At 70.7% G+C, this 14,668-nt stretch carries 16 protein-coding genes and 1 tRNA gene; 9 read left to right on the top strand and 8 right to left on the bottom strand.

Annotation, left to right across the window (positions count from 1 at the left end; all coding sequences use genetic code 11):
- Nucleotides 1–68 precede the first annotated feature (68 nt).
- Both BJY16_RS06510 and sp36 read right to left on the bottom strand, forming a co-directional pair.
- The gene (locus BJY16_RS06510; RefSeq protein WP_185038203.1) at nt 69–554 is read right to left on the bottom strand and encodes a RidA family protein; all 486 of its coding nucleotides are present in this window, start codon (nt 552–554) and stop codon (nt 69–71) included.
- Complete coding sequence (gene sp36, locus BJY16_RS06515) at nt 551–706, bottom strand: Sp36 family protein (RefSeq protein WP_185038204.1); 156 nt, start codon at nt 704–706, stop codon at nt 551–553. The genes BJY16_RS06510 and sp36 overlap by 4 nt, the downstream gene beginning before the upstream one ends.
- 116 nt (nt 707–822) lie before the next feature.
- Between sp36 and BJY16_RS06520 the strand changes: the two genes are divergently transcribed.
- The 3 genes from BJY16_RS06520 to bagB all read left to right on the top strand — a co-directional run bounded on the left by BJY16_RS06520 (nt 823) and on the right by bagB (nt 3,839).
- Nucleotides 823–1,641: an Rv0361 family membrane protein gene (locus tag BJY16_RS06520; protein ID WP_185038205.1), complete on the top strand. Its 819-nt coding sequence runs from the start codon at nt 823–825 to the stop codon at nt 1,639–1,641.
- A 66-nt stretch (nt 1,642–1,707) separates the two neighbouring features.
- A complete protein-coding gene (gene bagA, locus BJY16_RS06525) occupies nt 1,708–2,661 on the top strand; it encodes an ATPase BagA (protein ID WP_185038206.1) in 954 nt (317 codons plus the stop codon).
- Between the two features lie 47 nt (nt 2,662–2,708).
- On the top strand, nt 2,709–3,839 hold the full coding sequence (gene bagB, locus BJY16_RS06530) for an ArsA family ATPase (RefSeq protein WP_373873448.1): 1,131 nt from the start codon (nt 2,709–2,711) through the stop codon (nt 3,837–3,839).
- An 18-nt stretch (nt 3,840–3,857) separates the two neighbouring features.
- Here bagB and BJY16_RS06535 read toward each other — a convergent pair whose 3' ends face one another.
- Nucleotides 3,858–4,160: a WhiB family transcriptional regulator gene (locus BJY16_RS06535; RefSeq protein WP_014695048.1), complete on the bottom strand. Its 303-nt coding sequence runs from the start codon at nt 4,158–4,160 to the stop codon at nt 3,858–3,860.
- Nucleotides 4,161–4,492: 332 nt separating this feature from the next.
- Here BJY16_RS06535 and BJY16_RS06540 point away from each other — a divergent pair, with 332 nt between their 5' ends.
- Nucleotides 4,493–6,895, top strand: coding sequence for a transglycosylase domain-containing protein (locus BJY16_RS06540; protein ID WP_185038207.1), 2,403 nt, complete (start codon nt 4,493–4,495; stop codon nt 6,893–6,895).
- A gap of 71 nt (nt 6,896–6,966) precedes the next feature.
- On the opposite strand, the gene BJY16_RS06545 is transcribed toward BJY16_RS06540, so the two are convergent.
- Nucleotides 6,967–7,419 carry a GatB/YqeY domain-containing protein gene (locus BJY16_RS06545; RefSeq protein WP_185038208.1) on the bottom strand — a complete coding sequence of 151 codons (453 nt, stop codon included), beginning with the start codon at nt 7,417–7,419 and terminating at the stop codon, nt 6,967–6,969.
- Between the two features lie 25 nt (nt 7,420–7,444).
- On the opposite strand from BJY16_RS06545, the gene BJY16_RS06550 reads away from it, so the two are divergent.
- From BJY16_RS06550 to BJY16_RS06560, 3 genes are all read left to right on the top strand, one after another.
- On the top strand, nt 7,445–8,338 hold the full coding sequence (locus tag BJY16_RS06550) for a metallophosphoesterase (protein ID WP_185038209.1): 894 nt from the start codon (nt 7,445–7,447) through the stop codon (nt 8,336–8,338).
- Between the two features lie 100 nt (nt 8,339–8,438).
- Nucleotides 8,439–8,515, top strand: a tRNA-Pro gene (locus tag BJY16_RS06555).
- Between the two features lie 69 nt (nt 8,516–8,584).
- Complete coding sequence (locus tag BJY16_RS06560) at nt 8,585–9,019, top strand: hypothetical protein (RefSeq protein ID WP_185038210.1); 435 nt, start codon at nt 8,585–8,587, stop codon at nt 9,017–9,019.
- A gap of 337 nt (nt 9,020–9,356) precedes the next feature.
- Here BJY16_RS06560 and BJY16_RS06565 read toward each other — a convergent pair whose 3' ends face one another.
- A complete protein-coding gene (locus BJY16_RS06565; protein WP_185038211.1) occupies nt 9,357–9,653 on the bottom strand; it encodes a hypothetical protein in 297 nt (98 codons plus the stop codon).
- Nucleotides 9,654–9,847: 194 nt separating this feature from the next.
- Here BJY16_RS06565 and pyrE point away from each other — a divergent pair, with 194 nt between their 5' ends.
- Entirely contained in the window at nt 9,848–10,378 is a 531-nt protein-coding gene (gene pyrE / locus BJY16_RS06570; protein WP_185038212.1) for an orotate phosphoribosyltransferase, read from the top strand.
- A 53-nt stretch (nt 10,379–10,431) separates the two neighbouring features.
- On the opposite strand, the gene BJY16_RS06575 is transcribed toward pyrE, so the two are convergent.
- From BJY16_RS06575 to BJY16_RS06585, 3 genes are all read right to left on the bottom strand, one after another.
- The gene (locus BJY16_RS06575) at nt 10,432–11,154 is read right to left on the bottom strand and encodes a hypothetical protein (protein WP_185038213.1); all 723 of its coding nucleotides are present in this window, start codon (nt 11,152–11,154) and stop codon (nt 10,432–10,434) included.
- A gap of 136 nt (nt 11,155–11,290) precedes the next feature.
- Nucleotides 11,291–12,346, bottom strand: a complete 1,056-nt coding sequence (locus BJY16_RS06580) for an aspartate-semialdehyde dehydrogenase (RefSeq protein WP_185038214.1) — start codon at nt 12,344–12,346, stop codon at nt 11,291–11,293.
- An 8-nt stretch (nt 12,347–12,354) separates the two neighbouring features.
- A complete protein-coding gene (locus tag BJY16_RS06585; protein ID WP_185038215.1) occupies nt 12,355–13,620 on the bottom strand; it encodes an aspartate kinase in 1,266 nt (421 codons plus the stop codon).
- 158 nt (nt 13,621–13,778) lie between these two features.
- Between BJY16_RS06585 and BJY16_RS06590 the strand changes: the two genes are divergently transcribed.
- The gene (locus BJY16_RS06590; RefSeq protein WP_185038216.1) at nt 13,779–14,570 is read left to right on the top strand and encodes a hypothetical protein; all 792 of its coding nucleotides are present in this window, start codon (nt 13,779–13,781) and stop codon (nt 14,568–14,570) included.
- Nucleotides 14,571–14,668 lie beyond the last annotated feature (98 nt).

A 14,668-nucleotide genomic window follows, 5' to 3' on the forward strand; every position in this document is an offset into this window, starting at 1 on the left:
GGTGAGCCGAGACACGATGTCCGTTCCGGTCACCTTGGGTGATCAAACCCGGCCGAACCCGCCCAACCTCACGCCACCTCGGCGATGACCTCGACTTCCACCGGGGCGCCGAGGGGCAGCTCGGCCACCCCGACCGCGCTCCGGGCGTGCCGCCCCTGCTCGCCGAGCACCTCGCCGAACAGGTTGGAGGCGCCGTTGACCACGGCCGGCTGGCCGGTGAAGCCCGCGGCCGAGGCCACGAACCCGGACACCTTGACGATCTTGACGAGCCGGCCCAGGCCGACCAGCGCGTCGATCGCGGCCAGCGCGTTCAGGGCACAGATCTTGGCGAGCTCGGTGGCCTCCTCGACGGAGACCTCGGCGCCCACCTTGCCGGTCTGCGGCAGCTTGCCGTCGACCATCGGCAGCTGGCCGGAGACGTAGACGTAGTTGCCGGACTGCACGGCCGGCACGTAGGACGCGATCGGCGCCACCACGGACGGCAGGGTCAGGCCCAGCTCGGCCAGTTTCGCGTACGCGTCGACGCCGCCCTCGCCGGCGATCGGCGTGGTCACGACTTCGGCCGCTTCATGTAGGCGACGAGTTGCTCGGGGTTGGGACCCGGCACTACCTGGACCAGCTCCCAGCCGTCCTCGCCCCAGTTGTCGAGGATCTGCTTGGTCGCGTGTACCAGCAGGGGCACGGTCACGTACTCCCACTTCTGCATGGCTCGGACACTCCTTAGTCGGGTACCGGCACAGCTTAGGGCCCGGTGTACCGGCTGGTTGGCTAGGCTGAGCGGGATTACGTACGGAAAGCTCTCAAGCCATCGCGGAGGGTGACGTGACCCAGTTCCCGGGCCATCCGGATCCGCCGCCGTCGCCCGATCCGGAGCCGCCGACCCCGATCCCGCCGGCCGAACCGATCCCGGTGCCGGAGCCGCCGCACACCGGGCGGCACGCGCACCCGGATCCCGCTCATGATCTGACCATGGAGCAGCCGGCCGTGCCGGCGGCGGGCTGGCACCAGCCGCCGGCGCACGGCCCGTGGCACGCCCGGCACGAGAAACCCGGCGAGTGGCAGTACTCCCCGCCCGAGCACCTGGCCTGGGAGCACTCCCCGCCGGCCGCGGTGCAGCCGCCCGAGCCGGAGCCGATCTGGGTGAGCCGGCCCACCGACACCGAGACCTGGCAGCTGCCGCGGCGCCCCGGAGCGGCCGCCTCGCGCCGCTCCTCGCTCTTCGTCTCGCTGGCGCTGGCCGCCACGCTGGCGCTCTGCGGCGGCGGGGCGGTCTCCGCCTATCTGCTCTACCGGGACGCCGACAACCCCGGTTCGCCCGACCCGGCCACCGCGGTGAACCGGTTCCTCACCGCGGTCTACACCCAGCAGGACGCCGGCGCCGCCGAGGACCTGGTGTGCCGTAAGTCTCGGGACCAGAACCGGCTGGCCGACCGGGTGCAGCAGATCCGCAGCTACGCCGACGGCTACCAGGGCGCCGTGTTCCGCTGGGACGACCCCGCGGTGACCAGCGCCGACGAGGGCGAGGCCGAGGTCGGCGTGCGGGTGGTGATGTCCACCGAGGACGAGAAGACGGCCGCCCAGGATCTGGAGTTCACCGTGGTGCGCAAGAGCGGCTGGCTGGTCTGTGACGTCTCCGGCTGACCGTGCTGCCCGCGCGAGGGGAAAACCCGGGCAACCCCGTTTTTGAGACGCCGTAACGTGGAAGACATGGGTGAGCATCACGGCAACTGGCCGGAGCGACTGCACATCGTGACCGGCAAGGGCGGGACCGGCAAGACGAGCGTCGCCGCCGCCCTGGCGCTGGGTCTGGCCGCCGGTGGCCGCCGCACCCTGCTGGTCGAGGTGGAGGGCCGGCAGGGCATCGCCCAGCTGTTCGGCATCGACCCGCTGCCCTACGCGGAGCGCCGGATCACCACCACCACCGGGGGCGGCGAGGTCCGCGCCCTGCCGGTGGACCCCGAGGAGGCCCTCCTCGAGTACCTGGACATGTTCTACAAGCTCGGCGCGGCCGGCCGGGCGCTGCGCAAGGTCGGCGCCATCGACTTCGCCACCACGATCGCCCCGGGGCTGCGCGACGTGTTGCTCACCGGCAAGGTCAAGGAGGCCACCACCCGCTCCGCGGACGGCCGCCGGGTCTACGACGCGGTGATCCTGGACGCCCCGCCCACCGGCCGGATCGGCCGCTTCCTCAACGTCACCGCGGAGACCGCCAAGCTGGCCAAGATGGGCCCGATCAAGACCCAGAGCGACGGGGTCGCCTCGCTGCTGCGCTCGCCGATGACCGCCGTGCACGTGGTCACCCTGCTGGAGGAGATGCCGGTGCAGGAGACCCTGGACGCGGTCGAGGAACTGCGCGGGCTGGGCATCCCGCCCGGCCGGATCATCCTGAACGGGACCCGGCCGCCGCTGCTGGCCGGCGGCAAGGTGACCAAGGCGGAGCTCAAGCGGGGCCTGGTCGCGGCCGGGCTGCCGGCCGCCCCGGCCACGGTCAGCCAGCTGGCCGCCGAGGCGCAGGCCCACCTGACCCGGCGCGAGCTGGAGGAGTCGCTGCGGCACGACCTGACCGAGCGCGGCCGCCCGATGGTCGAGCTGCCCCAGTTGCCCGACGGGGTGGACCGGGCCGGGCTGGACGTGCTGGCCGCCCGGTTGATGAGTGTTTGATTCTCCAGCGTCCGATCTCCAGGCCTTACTCTGAAGTGGTGGCTGATGTGACCGCTGCACGGCTCGACGTCGACGCCCTGCTCGCCGATCCGGCGATCCGGATCGTGGTGTGCTGCGGCTCCGGTGGCGTCGGCAAGACCACCACGGCCGCGGCGCTCGGCCTGCGGGCCGCCGAGGTGCACGGCCGCCGCACCGTGGTGCTGACCATCGACCCGGCCCGCCGGCTGGCCCAGTCGATGGGCCTCACCGAGCTGGACAACACCCCACGCCAGGTCAAGGGCATCGACGCCGGGGCGTCCGGCGGCGAGCTGCACGCCATGATGCTGGACATGAAGCGCACCTTCGACGAGGTGGTCGAGCAGCACACCACGCCGAAACGCGCCGCGGAGATCTTCGCCAACCCGTTCTACCAGGCGATGAGCTCGACCTTCGCCGGCACCCAGGAGTACATGGCGATGGAGAAGCTGGGCCAGCTGCGGTCCGGCGACCAGTGGGACCTGATCGTGGTGGACACCCCGCCGTCCCGGTCCGCGCTCGACTTCCTGGACGCGCCGGCCCGGCTCTCCCGGTTCCTCGACGGCCGGATGCTGCGGATGCTGCTGGCCCCGGCGCGGGCCGGCGGCAAGAGCATGTTCAGCCTGGTCACCGCGTCGTTCGGGCTGTTCTCCCGGGTGGTGCAGAAAATCCTCGGCGCGCAGCTGCTCACCGATCTGTCCGGCTTCGTGGCGGCGCTGGACTCGATGTTCGGCGGGTTCCGGCAGCGCGCCGATCAGACGTACCGGATCCTGCAGGACCCGCAGACCGCGTTCCTGCTGGTCGCCGCGCCGGAGAAGGACGCGATCCGGGAGGCCGCCTACTTCGCCGAGCGGCTGGTCACCGAGCGGATGCCGCTGAGCGGCCTGGTGCTGAACCGGATGCACCAGACCGAGCCGGCCGGGCTGTCCGCCGAGGAGAGCGAGGCCGCCGCGGACCGCCTGGCCACGGCCGGCGACCAGCCGGTCACCGCGGACGCGCTGCGGATCCACGCCGCGCTGCTGCGGCAGAGCGAGCGGGAGATCCGGGTCGCGGCCGGTTTCACCGAGGCCTTCCCGCAGGTGCCGACGACCGCGGTGGCAGCGCAGCCCGCCGACGTCCACGACGTCGACGGGCTGCGAACGATCGGCGCACTGCTCGCCTGACGAGCGGTGCTCGCCTGATCAGCGGGTGGAGACCAGCACCTTGTCGGCGCCTTTCTCCTTCAGAGCGGCCTCGAACATCTTCCGCCAGCTCGCCACGTGCGGGTGGCGGCGCAGCAGGGCCCGCCGCTCCCGTTCTGTCATGCCTCCCCAGACGCCGAACTCGATCCGGTTGTCCAGGGCGTCGGCGAGGCATTCGTAGCGGACCGGGCAGCTGCGGCAGATCCTCTTCGCCACGTTCTGCTCGGCGCCCTGCACGAACAACGCGTCAGGGTCGCCACTCTGACACGCCGCCATGCTGGGCCAGTCGCTGATCATCCCCATTGGTAAACGTCCCCCCTTGCTTTCACCCCCGGACGTCGGCGCGGCAGCCCATGTCCCCCATTGCCACGCAGACGTCATGCGAGATGTCTCGCCGGACCATCATGCTCTGTAGTTGGGTGATTACGCAACGTTGTCCCTCAAATACGTATAGCCCGGGAGTTCCGGGCAAAGCGGCCGAGGAACCGTGGCCGATCGGGGGTATCTTTGGTGCAGATGTGGGAAATCACCCCGCCGACTCGGGTGACAAGTCACACTCGGAGAGGGCAAGGGCAGCCTTCTCGACGGGCGGTCGCGTGCACGGTTCGCGTATCCTGCCTCGGGTGACCTCCTGGATGCGCAGACGCGATCACAACATATTCACGAACGCGACATCGCTGCTTGTCTGTGGCCTGCTGGCCGGTGTGGTGGTGGCCGCGGCCGCCTTCCCCGCGGCGGCGATGTCCGGTCTTGCCGCCAAGGCGGGTGGCGAGACGTTCGCGAATCTGCCCAGTGAGCTCAAGGACTTCAGCTCGCCGCAGCTCACCCGGGTCTACGCCGCTGACGGGCGGACCCCGCTGTCGACGTTCTACGACGAGTTCCGCAGCGATGTCCCGCTCAAGGACATCTCGAAGAACATGCAGAACGCGATCATCGCCGCCGAGGACCGCAAGTTCTACGAGCACAACGGCGTCGACCTCAAGGGCGTGGCGCGCGCCTTCGTCAGCAACAACCAGGGTGGCGCGCAGCAGGGCGCCTCGACCCTGACGATGCAGTACGTGCGGATGTCGCTGGCCTATTCGGCGACCAACCCGCAGGAGGTGATCAACGCCACCAAGGACACCCCGAAGCGCAAGATCACCGAGATGAAGTACGCGCTGCAGGTCGAGAAGCAGCTCTCCAAGGAGCAGATCCTGGAGCGCTACCTGAACATCGCGCCCTTCGGCAACCAGGCCTACGGCGTCTACGCGGCCAGCCAGGTCTACTTCAACAAGAAGCCGAAGGACCTGAGCATCGCCGAGGCGGCCATGCTGGCCGGCATGGTCAAGGCCCCGACCAGCTTCAACCCGACCACCAAGACCGGTCACGAGCAGATCCTGGCCCGGCGCAACAACTACATCGTCCCGGGCATGGTCGCGATGAAGGCGATCAGCCAGGCGGACGCCGACAAGGCCGTCAAGGTGGCGATCCCGACCAAGGTGAAGCCGATCGGCAACGGCTGCGTCTCGGTGTCGAAGAACAACTGGGGCTTCTTCTGCGACTACTTCTACCGCTGGTGGATGAGCCAGGAGGCGTTCGGCGCGACCACCTATGACCGGGAGCGGCGGCTGAAGAGCGGCGGCTACAAGGTGATCACCTCCCTGGACCTGGACGGCCAGAAGGCGGCCCGCGCGCGGATTTCCGACAAGGCGTCCGACAACGACCGCAACGCGCTGCTGCTGGCCGGCATCGAGCCGGGCACCGGCAAGGTGCGGATCCTGGCCGCCAACCGGAAGTACGCGCTGGACGACCCGGACCACCCGACCAACAAGATCTCCTCGGACCCGAAGAAGGCGAAGAAGAAGATCCGCGGGTCGTACCCGAAGACCACCAACCCGCTGCTCAGCGGTGGTGGCGACATCAAGGGTTACCAGGCCGGCTCGGTGTTCAAGATGTTCACCATGGTCGCCGCCCTGGAGTCGGGCCTGCCGCTGAGCTTCCCGATCAACACCAAGCCGACGTACCACTCGAAGTACAAGGCCGGTTACGGTACGCCGTCGTCCTGCCCCGGTTCGGACGACTGGTGCCCGAGCAACGCCAGCAAGAAGGAGGCCGGCGTCTTCAACATGTGGACCGGCTTCGGCGCCTCGGTGAACACCTACTTCGTCCCGCTCGAGGAGAAGGTCGGCGCGCAGAACGTGGTGGCCGTGGCCAAGCGGTTCGGCGTCCAGTTCCGCGAGAAGAACGACGCGGACATGGCCAACGACGAGGACCGGGCGGCCGGCTGGGGTGCGTTCACCCTGGGCGTCATGCAGTCCACCCCGCTGGACATGGCGAACGCGTACGCGACGCTGGCCGGCGACGGCAAGTACTGCGAGCCGACCCCGATCGAGCAGATCACCACCAAGGACGGCGAGAAGATCGACGTCGGCAAGCCGCACTGCATCCAGGCCACCACCAAGGACGTGGCCCGGGCGGCGCTGGACGCGACCCGCTGCCCGGTCGGCGACTCGGCCCAGATGGGCGGCTGCGGCGGCCACGCCACCGCGCCGGACACCCGCGGCATCGTCGGTCACCCGGTCTTCGGCAAGACCGGCACCACCGACAACAGCCGGACCGCCTCGCTGATCGTCGGCACCACCAAGCTGGTCGTCGCCGGTTACCTGGTGAACCCGGACTGGCAGGACCACAAGGACCAGATGGAGCACTACCCGGTCAACAAGGCGGTCCAGTGGACGCTGCACGACTACATGAAGGGCAAGCCCAAGGTCCAGTTCAAGACCACGTCGAACGACAAGATCTCGGTCGGTGACCTGCGCAACGTCCCGGACGTGACCTGCGACTCGCTCTCCGCCGCCCAGGACCGGATCTCCGGCGCCGGCTTCGAGCCGGTGATCGGCGGCAAGGTCGAGTCGGACTGCCCGGAGGGCACCGCCGCCGGCACCGCGGTGTCCCGCACCGTCAAGGGCGGGGCCGTCGAGATCCAGGTCAGCAGCGGCAAGAAGGAAGCCCAGCCCGGCACGGAGGAGACCAAGAAACCCAAGCCGGGCCGACGATAGTCAGCCACGACGGAACGGGCGGGAGAGCATGCTCTCCCGCCCGTTTCGCGTATCCGTCCGGAACGCCGGCCTCAGCCGAGCCGGCGCCGCACCTCGGCCGCCACCCGGCCGCCCTCGGCCCGGCCCGCGACCGCGGCCTGGGCCGCCTTCATCGCCGGGCCCATCTGCGCCTTGCCGGTGAACCCGCCGGCCGCCAGCGCCTGCCCGACGATCTCGGCGATCTCCGCGTCGGTGAGCTGTTTCGGCAGGTAACGGTCGAGGACCTCGCCCTCGGCCGTCTCCTTCGCCGCCTGGTCGGCCCGGCCGGCGCCGGCGAACGCGGTGGCCGCCTCGCGACGCTTCTTCGCCTCCTTGGTCAGCACCGCCAGCACCTCGTCGTCGGAGAGCTCGCGGGCCTCGTCACCGGCCACCTCGGCGGTCCGCACCGCGGACAGCGCCATCCGCAGGGTGGAGGTGGTCAGCTCGTCCCGGGACTTCATCGCGGCGTGCAGGTCATCGTTCAGGCGGTCTTTCAGCGTTCCCATGGACGGAGAAACTACCCTTGCCGTCATGCGTAAGCGCTCCCTTATTTCCGCCGCCGCCGCGCTGGCCGCCGTCGGCGGCGCGACGTTCGCCTATGCCTCGCTCATCGAGCGGAACCTGTTCACCCTCCGCCGCTTCGACGTGCCGGTGCTGGACCCGGACGCGGAACCGCTGCGCATCCTGCATCTGTCCGATCTGCACATGATGCCGGACCAGCGGCGCAAGCAGGACTGGGTGGCCGGGCTGATCGGCACCGACCCGGACCTGGTGATCGTCACCGGGGACAACATGGCCTCGCCGCACGCGATCCCGGGCGTCCTGCGCGCCCTGGAGCCGCTGCTCGACCTGCCCGGCGCGTTCGTCTTCGGCTCCAACGACTACCGCGGCCCGGTCTGGAAGAACCCGCTGCAGTACCTGATGCCCGACCGGGAGTACGTGCAGGGCGTCGATCTGCCCGCCGACGACCTGCGGGCCGCGTTCACCGACGCCGGCTGGGCCGACCTGAACAACGCCCGGACCGTCCTCAAAGCCGGCGGCCGTTCGATCGAGCTGGCCGGGGTGGACGACCCGCACGTCGAGCGGGACGACTACGCCGCGGTGGCCGGGCCGATCAGCCCGGGTGCCGACCTGCACCTCGGGGTCACCCACACGCCGGCCTCCCGGGTGCTGGACGCGATGGCGGCGGACGGCTTCGAGCTGCTGCTGGCCGGGCACACGCACGGCGGGCAGGTGTGCGTGCCCGGTTACGGCGCGCTGACCACCAACTGCGACCTGCCCACCCGGATGGCGAAGGGGCTGCACCGGTGGCCGGGCTCGGACGCCTGGCTGCACGTCTCGGCCGGGATGGGCACCCACCCGACGGCGCCGATCCGCTTCGCCTGCCGGCCGGAGGCGTCGGTGCTGACCCTGATCCCGCGCTGACCCACTTTCGTCCATCCCAGCGCTGAGCTGGGGAAACGCTGCGAGGGGAGCCCGGATTTCGGGCCTGCGCGACGGTCCGCTAGTATTCTTCTCGCAGCAACGGGGTGTGGCGCAGTTTGGTAGCGCGCTACGTTCGGGACGTAGAGGCCGTGGGTTCAAATCCCGCCACCCCGACCAGTTGCCGACAGGCCCGGTCTCCGGAAACGGATACCGGGCCTGTCGCATGTGCGCCCTATAGTTCCGCCGGTGACCTTCTTCATCGACGAGAGCACCCGGGAGAACCGCAAGTTCTTCTGCGACTGCTGCGGCACCGTCGCCGACCGGACGTGGGCCCATCTCAACGAGGGCGAGGCGACCGTGGCGGTCTACTTCGCCAGCTGCTACCACCACACCAACGGCGTGCACGAGACGTGGATCGACGCGATCCTCGGGACCTGGGGTGACGGGCCGACGGACGATCATGTGACGTTCGGCTGCCGGGTCGGGCCGACCGCTGTCTCCCCGATGCCGGGGGCCACGCTGGTGGACGGGGGTTCGGTCGCGCCGGACAGTTCGATCTTCGGGCAGAAACTGAGCCGCGCGGAGGGCTTGGCGCATCCGCGGCTTCCGGAGTTCTGGCGGATGGTCGACACGATCCTGGAGAGGGACGGCTTGGTGCGGACGCACCTTTACGGGCGCTGAGGATCTCCTCCCGGCCACCGGCTCCTTGCGGCCACCGGCTCCTCTCGGCCGCTGGCTCCTTGCGGCCACCGGCTCCTCCCGACCGCTGGCTCCTTGCGGCCACCGGCTCCTTGCGGCCAATGAAAGATCAGGAAGGCTGATTCCGGCCGCTGAGCGGGCGCAGGAGACGTCTGCCGGGCCCGGCGGGCACCCGAGGGTGGGGCGGCGAAGCGAAGCGGGACTCAGGCGAAATTCAGACGGCGGACCACGAGCGGCCGTAGCGCGACTTGAAACGGCGGACCGCGGGCGGCCGTGGCGCGATTTCAAACGGCGGACCGCGGGCGGTCGTGGCGCAGGATCAGACGGCGAACTGCGGGCGGACCGGGACGCCGGCCACCGCCGGCCCCACCGGGCGGGGCGCCATCTGCTGCGGCACGCAGTAGGGCCCCAGCATCGTCTCCACCACCGGCGCGATCGTCTGCCGCTCGCCGAGCTGCATCAACCGGGTGGCCCGGGCCAGCGACCCGGTCTCGCCGTCGCGAAAGCCTTCGCGGTATCCGCGCTCGTACCGTTCCCCACGGCCGAAGGCCCGGCCGAGCGCGAAACACGTCGATCCGGCCAGGGCGAGCAGGAAGAGCATGGCGAAGGGTGTCACAGCGATGTTCCTTCCGGGCACAAGCCGCTAATTAGGCGAAAACTACCCCAAACAGACATAGAATGCCGTATTGCGGAGATCAAGTACGCCAACGGGTGACGATCACGTAGCCGCGCGTCGCGGCATCGAGCAATCCGGACGAGAGCCGGGGTGCCCGCACGCGCCCGGACCGCCGCCTGACAAGCTGGGACCTTGTGACTGACTCCAGCGACCTCGCCCGCCAGGTGCGCACCGTGAGCCGCCTGACCGGCGAATTCACCCTGCGTTCCGGCCGTATCGCCAACGAATACTTCGACAAGTACCAGTTCGAGGCCGACCCGGTCCTGCTCGACCAGCTCGCCGAGCGGCTCGCCGTGCTGATCCCGGAGGGCACCGAGGTGCTGGCCGGCCTCGAGATGGGCGGCATCGCCGTGGTCACCGCGCTGGCCCGGCACGCCGGCCTGCCCACCGCCTTCGTCCGCAAGGAGGCGAAGAAGTACGGCACCGCCCGCCTCGCCGAGGGCGCCGAGGTGGCCGGCCGCCGCGTGCTGGTCGTCGAGGACGTGGTCACCTCCGGCGGCCAGGTGGTCATCTCCACCGGCGAGCTGCGCAAACTCGGCGCGCACGTGGACCACGCGCTCTGCGTGATCGACCGCCAGGAGGGCGGCACCCAGGCCCTCGCCGACGCCGGCATCACCCTGCGCGCCCTGCTCACCAGGGCGGATCTGGACGCAGCCGCCTCCTGACGCCATCCCGGCGTGGCGAGCGCTCCACAAACGCTCGCCACGCCGGACCCCGGTCAGGGCAGGGCGGCGCGCAGCACGTGGATCGCGCGGGCGAGCGTCTCCCGCAGCACGGCCAGCTCGCGGGCTGTCCACACCGGCTGATACTCCTCCAGCCCGAACAGCCACGGCGCCTGGTTCGCCATCAACTTGTCGTAGCAGGTGTCCCGCAGCCCGCCCCGCTCGACGAACCGCTGCCCGGTGGACCGGGCCACGTCGATGCCGATGGTCCACAGGTTGAGCGCACTCTCGGCCGGAACGGCGAGGCGCTTGCCGCGTACCCAATCCTGAGCCGGCCCCAGATCAGCCGCGACCGGGCCGTCGTCGTCCGCTTCGGAGTCCGGCCCGCACCCGCCCTCGCCGCAGCCACACCCAGCGCCGTCGGCGGCACAGGCGGCGTCGGGCGCACAGACGCCCGGCCCGGAGGCCGGCGCGGAGGCGGACGTAGCGGACACGAGCTCGGAGACAACCGACGCCGGCGCAAGCGCGGGCGTGGAGGTGGCCGGCGGGACGGCCTTGAGGGACAGGACCGGGAAGGTCGCCTGGCAGGCGGCGGCCGACTCGAAGGTCAGCACGCGGCCGGCGCGGATCGCGACGCGGTCCTCGCCGTCCAGGTCCGGGCCCCACCAGAGCCAGCGCTCGACGCCGTCGAAGACGATGCCCGCGGGCTCACCGAACAGCGGCCCGGAGTCGAAGCGGGGCGACACGGTGCGGCCCGGTCCGATCAGCGTGGCGGTCAAGGGGGCCTCCTGGTGGCACGAAAAGCAGCGAGAACGAGGAACAGCGAGTAAATAGCGGGCCGGACAACCGCCGGAACGACAACAGCGGGCCGAGGAACAGCGGGAGGAGCGCCGCGCGGTCAGGGAGCGGGGACGGTCACTTGCTGAGCTCCGCGGCGAGCAGTTCGGCGGTCTGGACCGTGTTCAGGGCGGCACCCTTGCGCATGTTGTCGCCGGTCACGAAGAAATCCAGGGCGCGCGGGTCGTCCATGGCGCGGCGGATCCGGCCGACCCAGGACGGGTCGGTGCCGACCGCGTCGATCGGCATCGGGAACTCGCCGGCGTCCGGGTCGTCGACCAGGATCACGCCGGGTGCGTTGCGCAGCACCTGACGGGCGCCGTCCGCGGTCACCTCGGCGCCGAAGACCGCGTGCACGGCGACCGAGTGGCCGGTCACCACCGGGACGCGGACGCAGGTCGCGGAGACCTTGAGGGCCGGCAGGCCGAGGATCTTGCGGCTCTCGTTGCGGAGTTTCAGCTCCTCGGAGGACCAGCCGAGCGGGCCGGCCACCCCGGACCAGGGCACCACGTTGAGCGCCAGCGGGGCCGGGAACGGGCCGAGGTCGTCGCCGACCGCCTGCCGCACGTTGCCCGGGCGGGAGCCGAGCAGCCGGTCGCCGGCCACCTTGGTGAGCTGGTCGTGCAGGGTGTCCACGCCGACCTGGCCGACCCCGGAGGCGGCCTGGTAGGAGGCCAGGACCAGCTCACGGAGGCCGTACTCGTAGTGCAGCGGGGCGACCGCCATGATCATCGCGGCGACCGTGCAGTTGGCGCTGGACACGATGCCACGCGGGCGGTGGCCGAGCACCTCGTCGTTGACCTCGGGCACCACCAGCGGGACGTCCGGCTCCATCCGGAAGACCGCGGAGTTGTCGACGACGATCGCGCCCCGGGACACCGCGATCGGCGCCCAGTGCGCCGCCACGTCGTCGGGGACGTCGAACATCGCCACGTGCACGCCGTCGAACGCCTCGGCGGTCAGGTCCCGGACCGGCAGCGTCTCACCGCGGCAGACCAGCGATTTGCCCGCCGAGCGGGACGAGGCGATCAACCGGATCTCGCCCCAGACGTCACGCCGGGACGAGAGCAGGTCGAGCATGACGGTCCCGACGGAACCGGTGGCCCCGACGACGGCGAGGGTGGGCCGCGCCATCGGACGGCTTACCGGCCGGTCCCGCCGTAGACGACGGCCTCCTCCGAGCCGCCCAGCTCGAACTGGTCGTGCACGGCGCGGACGGCGGTGTCCAGGTCGGTGTCCCGGCAGACGACCGAGACGCGGATCTCCGAGGTGGAGATCATCTCGATGTTGACGCCGGCCTCACCGATGCAGGCGAAGAACGAGGCCGCGACACCCGGGTGCGAGCGCATGCCGGCGCCGATCAGCGACACCTTGCCCACGTGGTCGTCGAAGAGCAGGCTCTTGAACTTGACCTGATCCTTGATCTTGTCGAGGGCGGTCATCGCGGTGGGGCCGTCGGCTTTCGGCAGCGTGAACGAGATGTCGGTGCGGCCGGTGCCCTCGGTCGAGATGTTCTGCACGATCATGTCGATGTTGATCTCGGCCTGCGCGACGGTCTCGAAGATCCGGCCGGCCGAACCGGGCTCGTCGGGCACCCCGACGATCGTGATCTTGGCCTCGCTGCGCTCGTGCGCGACCCCGGTGATCAGTGCTTGCTCCACGTCAGGGTCCTCCATCGATCCGGTGACGAGCGTGCCTTCTTTGTTCGAGTACGAAGAGCGTACGTGGATCGGCACCTTGAACCGGCGCGCGTACTCCACGCATCGCAACATCAGCACCTTCGCCCCGCCGGCGGCCAGCTCGAGCATCTCCTCGTAGGTGATCTTCTTGATGTGCTGGGCGTCCGGGACGATCCGCGGGTCGGCGGTGAAGACGCCGTCCACGTCGGTGTAGATCTCGCAGACGTCGGCGTGCAGCGCCGCCGCCAGCGCGACCGCGGTGGTGTCCGAGCCGCCGCGGCCGAGGGTGGTGATGTCCTTGGTGTCCTGCGACACGCCCTGGAAGCCGGCGACGATGGCGATGGCGCCCTCGTCCAGCGCGGTCCGCAGGCGGCCGGGGGTGACGTCGATGATCCGGGCCTTGCCGTGCGTCGAGGTGGTCAGCACGCCGGCCTGCGAGCCGGTGTAGGACCGGGCCTCGTAGCCCAGGTTGTGGATCGCCATGGCGAGCAGCGCCATCGAGATCCGCTCGCCGGAGGTGAGCAGCATGTCCAGCTCACGGCCGGGCGGCAACGGGCTCACCTGGTTGGCCAGGTCCATCAGCTCGTCGGTGGTGTCGCCCATCGCGGAGACGACCACGACCACGTCGTGCCCGGCTTTGCGGGCGGCCACGATGCGCTCGGCCACGCGCTTGATGCGCTCGGCGTTCGCCACCGACGAGCCACCGTATTTCTGCACGACAAGAGCCACGGCCAACCAATCCTCTCAGGGCAATCGCCACCACCCTAGCCGCGCGGGGCGGCGGCCTCGACAGACGATCCCAGAATCCGGCCGTTCCGGCGCGACACGCCGGGCCGCTGCGACCGGCGTGTCGCCTGCGGCGGGCGGTATGGGGCGAGAATGACGCCGTGCACCTTCCCTCCGGATCCGGACGCGGCCGGGCCGCGATCATCGCCGCCCTGCTGGCCCTCGGCCTGGCCGGGTGCGGCGGTGGCGGCACGCCGGACCCCGCGCCGCCGGCCTCCTCGGCGGCCACCCCGGCCGGCCCGGACGCCCGCACCCAGTTCGCCGGCCTGGCCGCCAGCGCGCTGGACCGGCGGTACGCCGCGCTCTACACGTTCACCGGCGACGACGGCGTCCCGCGCAACGTGGTCGCCAAGGTGGCCACCGACGGCAGCTGGCGGGTGGACATCGCGAACGGCGCGCTGGGCGGCACCGCGGACGTCTCGATCGTGCACAACATGAACGGCGTCTATCAGTGCTCGGTCTCGATGACCGGCGCCCCGATCAACGCCGGCTGCGTGCACGTGGCGGCCAAGGGCGAGAAGGTGCCGCGTCGCTACGACCCGCAGGTGCAGCGGTTGTTCCGGCAGTGGCTGACGGTCTTCACCGACCGGGACTCGGCGCTGTCGGTGGCCGCGGTGAAGCCGCTGGACGGCGCGCAGGGCGGCGCCTGCTACTCGGTCGACTCGACCTCCGCCTCGCTGGACGCGCCGGTCGACATCGGCGTCTACTGCTATGCGGGGGACGGGCTGCTGACCGCGGCCCGGGTCGGCTTCGGCACGCTGAAGCTGGTCAAGCAGGTCGGCGCGCCGGCCACCGTGGAGTTCCCGGGCCCGGAGGTGGGCGGCGAGCCGATGACGATGTCCGGGTCCGCGGGCGGGTCCGACCCGTCGGCCGGGCCGTCGGCGGCGGGCTGACCGGCCTTTCCCACGATCCGGTCGTTCGGATGGCCGCCCGGAAGTTGATCACGTAACGTGGTGGGCGACATGTGGCAGGTGATCCTCCTCCTTCGCTG

Source organism: Actinoplanes octamycinicus, from assembly GCF_014205225.1.
Taxonomy (GTDB): Bacteria; Actinomycetota; Actinomycetes; order Mycobacteriales; family Micromonosporaceae; genus Actinoplanes; species Actinoplanes octamycinicus.

Bases quoted from the DNA above. Each gene is read 5' to 3' on its own strand.
- sp36 (WP_185038204.1), bottom strand. From the start codon at position 706: ATGCAGAAGTGGGAGTACGTGACCGTGCCCCTGCTGGTACACGCGACC.
- BJY16_RS06580 (WP_185038214.1), bottom strand. From the start codon at position 12,346: ATGGCGCGGCCCACCCTCGCCGTCGTCGGGGCCACCGGTTCCGTCGGG.
- BJY16_RS06535 (WP_014695048.1), bottom strand. From the start codon at position 4,160: ATGGGGATGATCAGCGACTGGCCCAGCATGGCGGCGTGTCAGAGTGGC.
- BJY16_RS06540 (WP_185038207.1), top strand. From the start codon at position 4,493: ATGCGCAGACGCGATCACAACATATTCACGAACGCGACATCGCTGCTT.
- BJY16_RS06550 (WP_185038209.1), top strand. From the start codon at position 7,445: ATGCGTAAGCGCTCCCTTATTTCCGCCGCCGCCGCGCTGGCCGCCGTC.
- BJY16_RS06545 (WP_185038208.1), bottom strand. From the start codon at position 7,419: ATGGGAACGCTGAAAGACCGCCTGAACGATGACCTGCACGCCGCGATG.
- bagA (WP_185038206.1), top strand. From the start codon at position 1,708: ATGGGTGAGCATCACGGCAACTGGCCGGAGCGACTGCACATCGTGACC.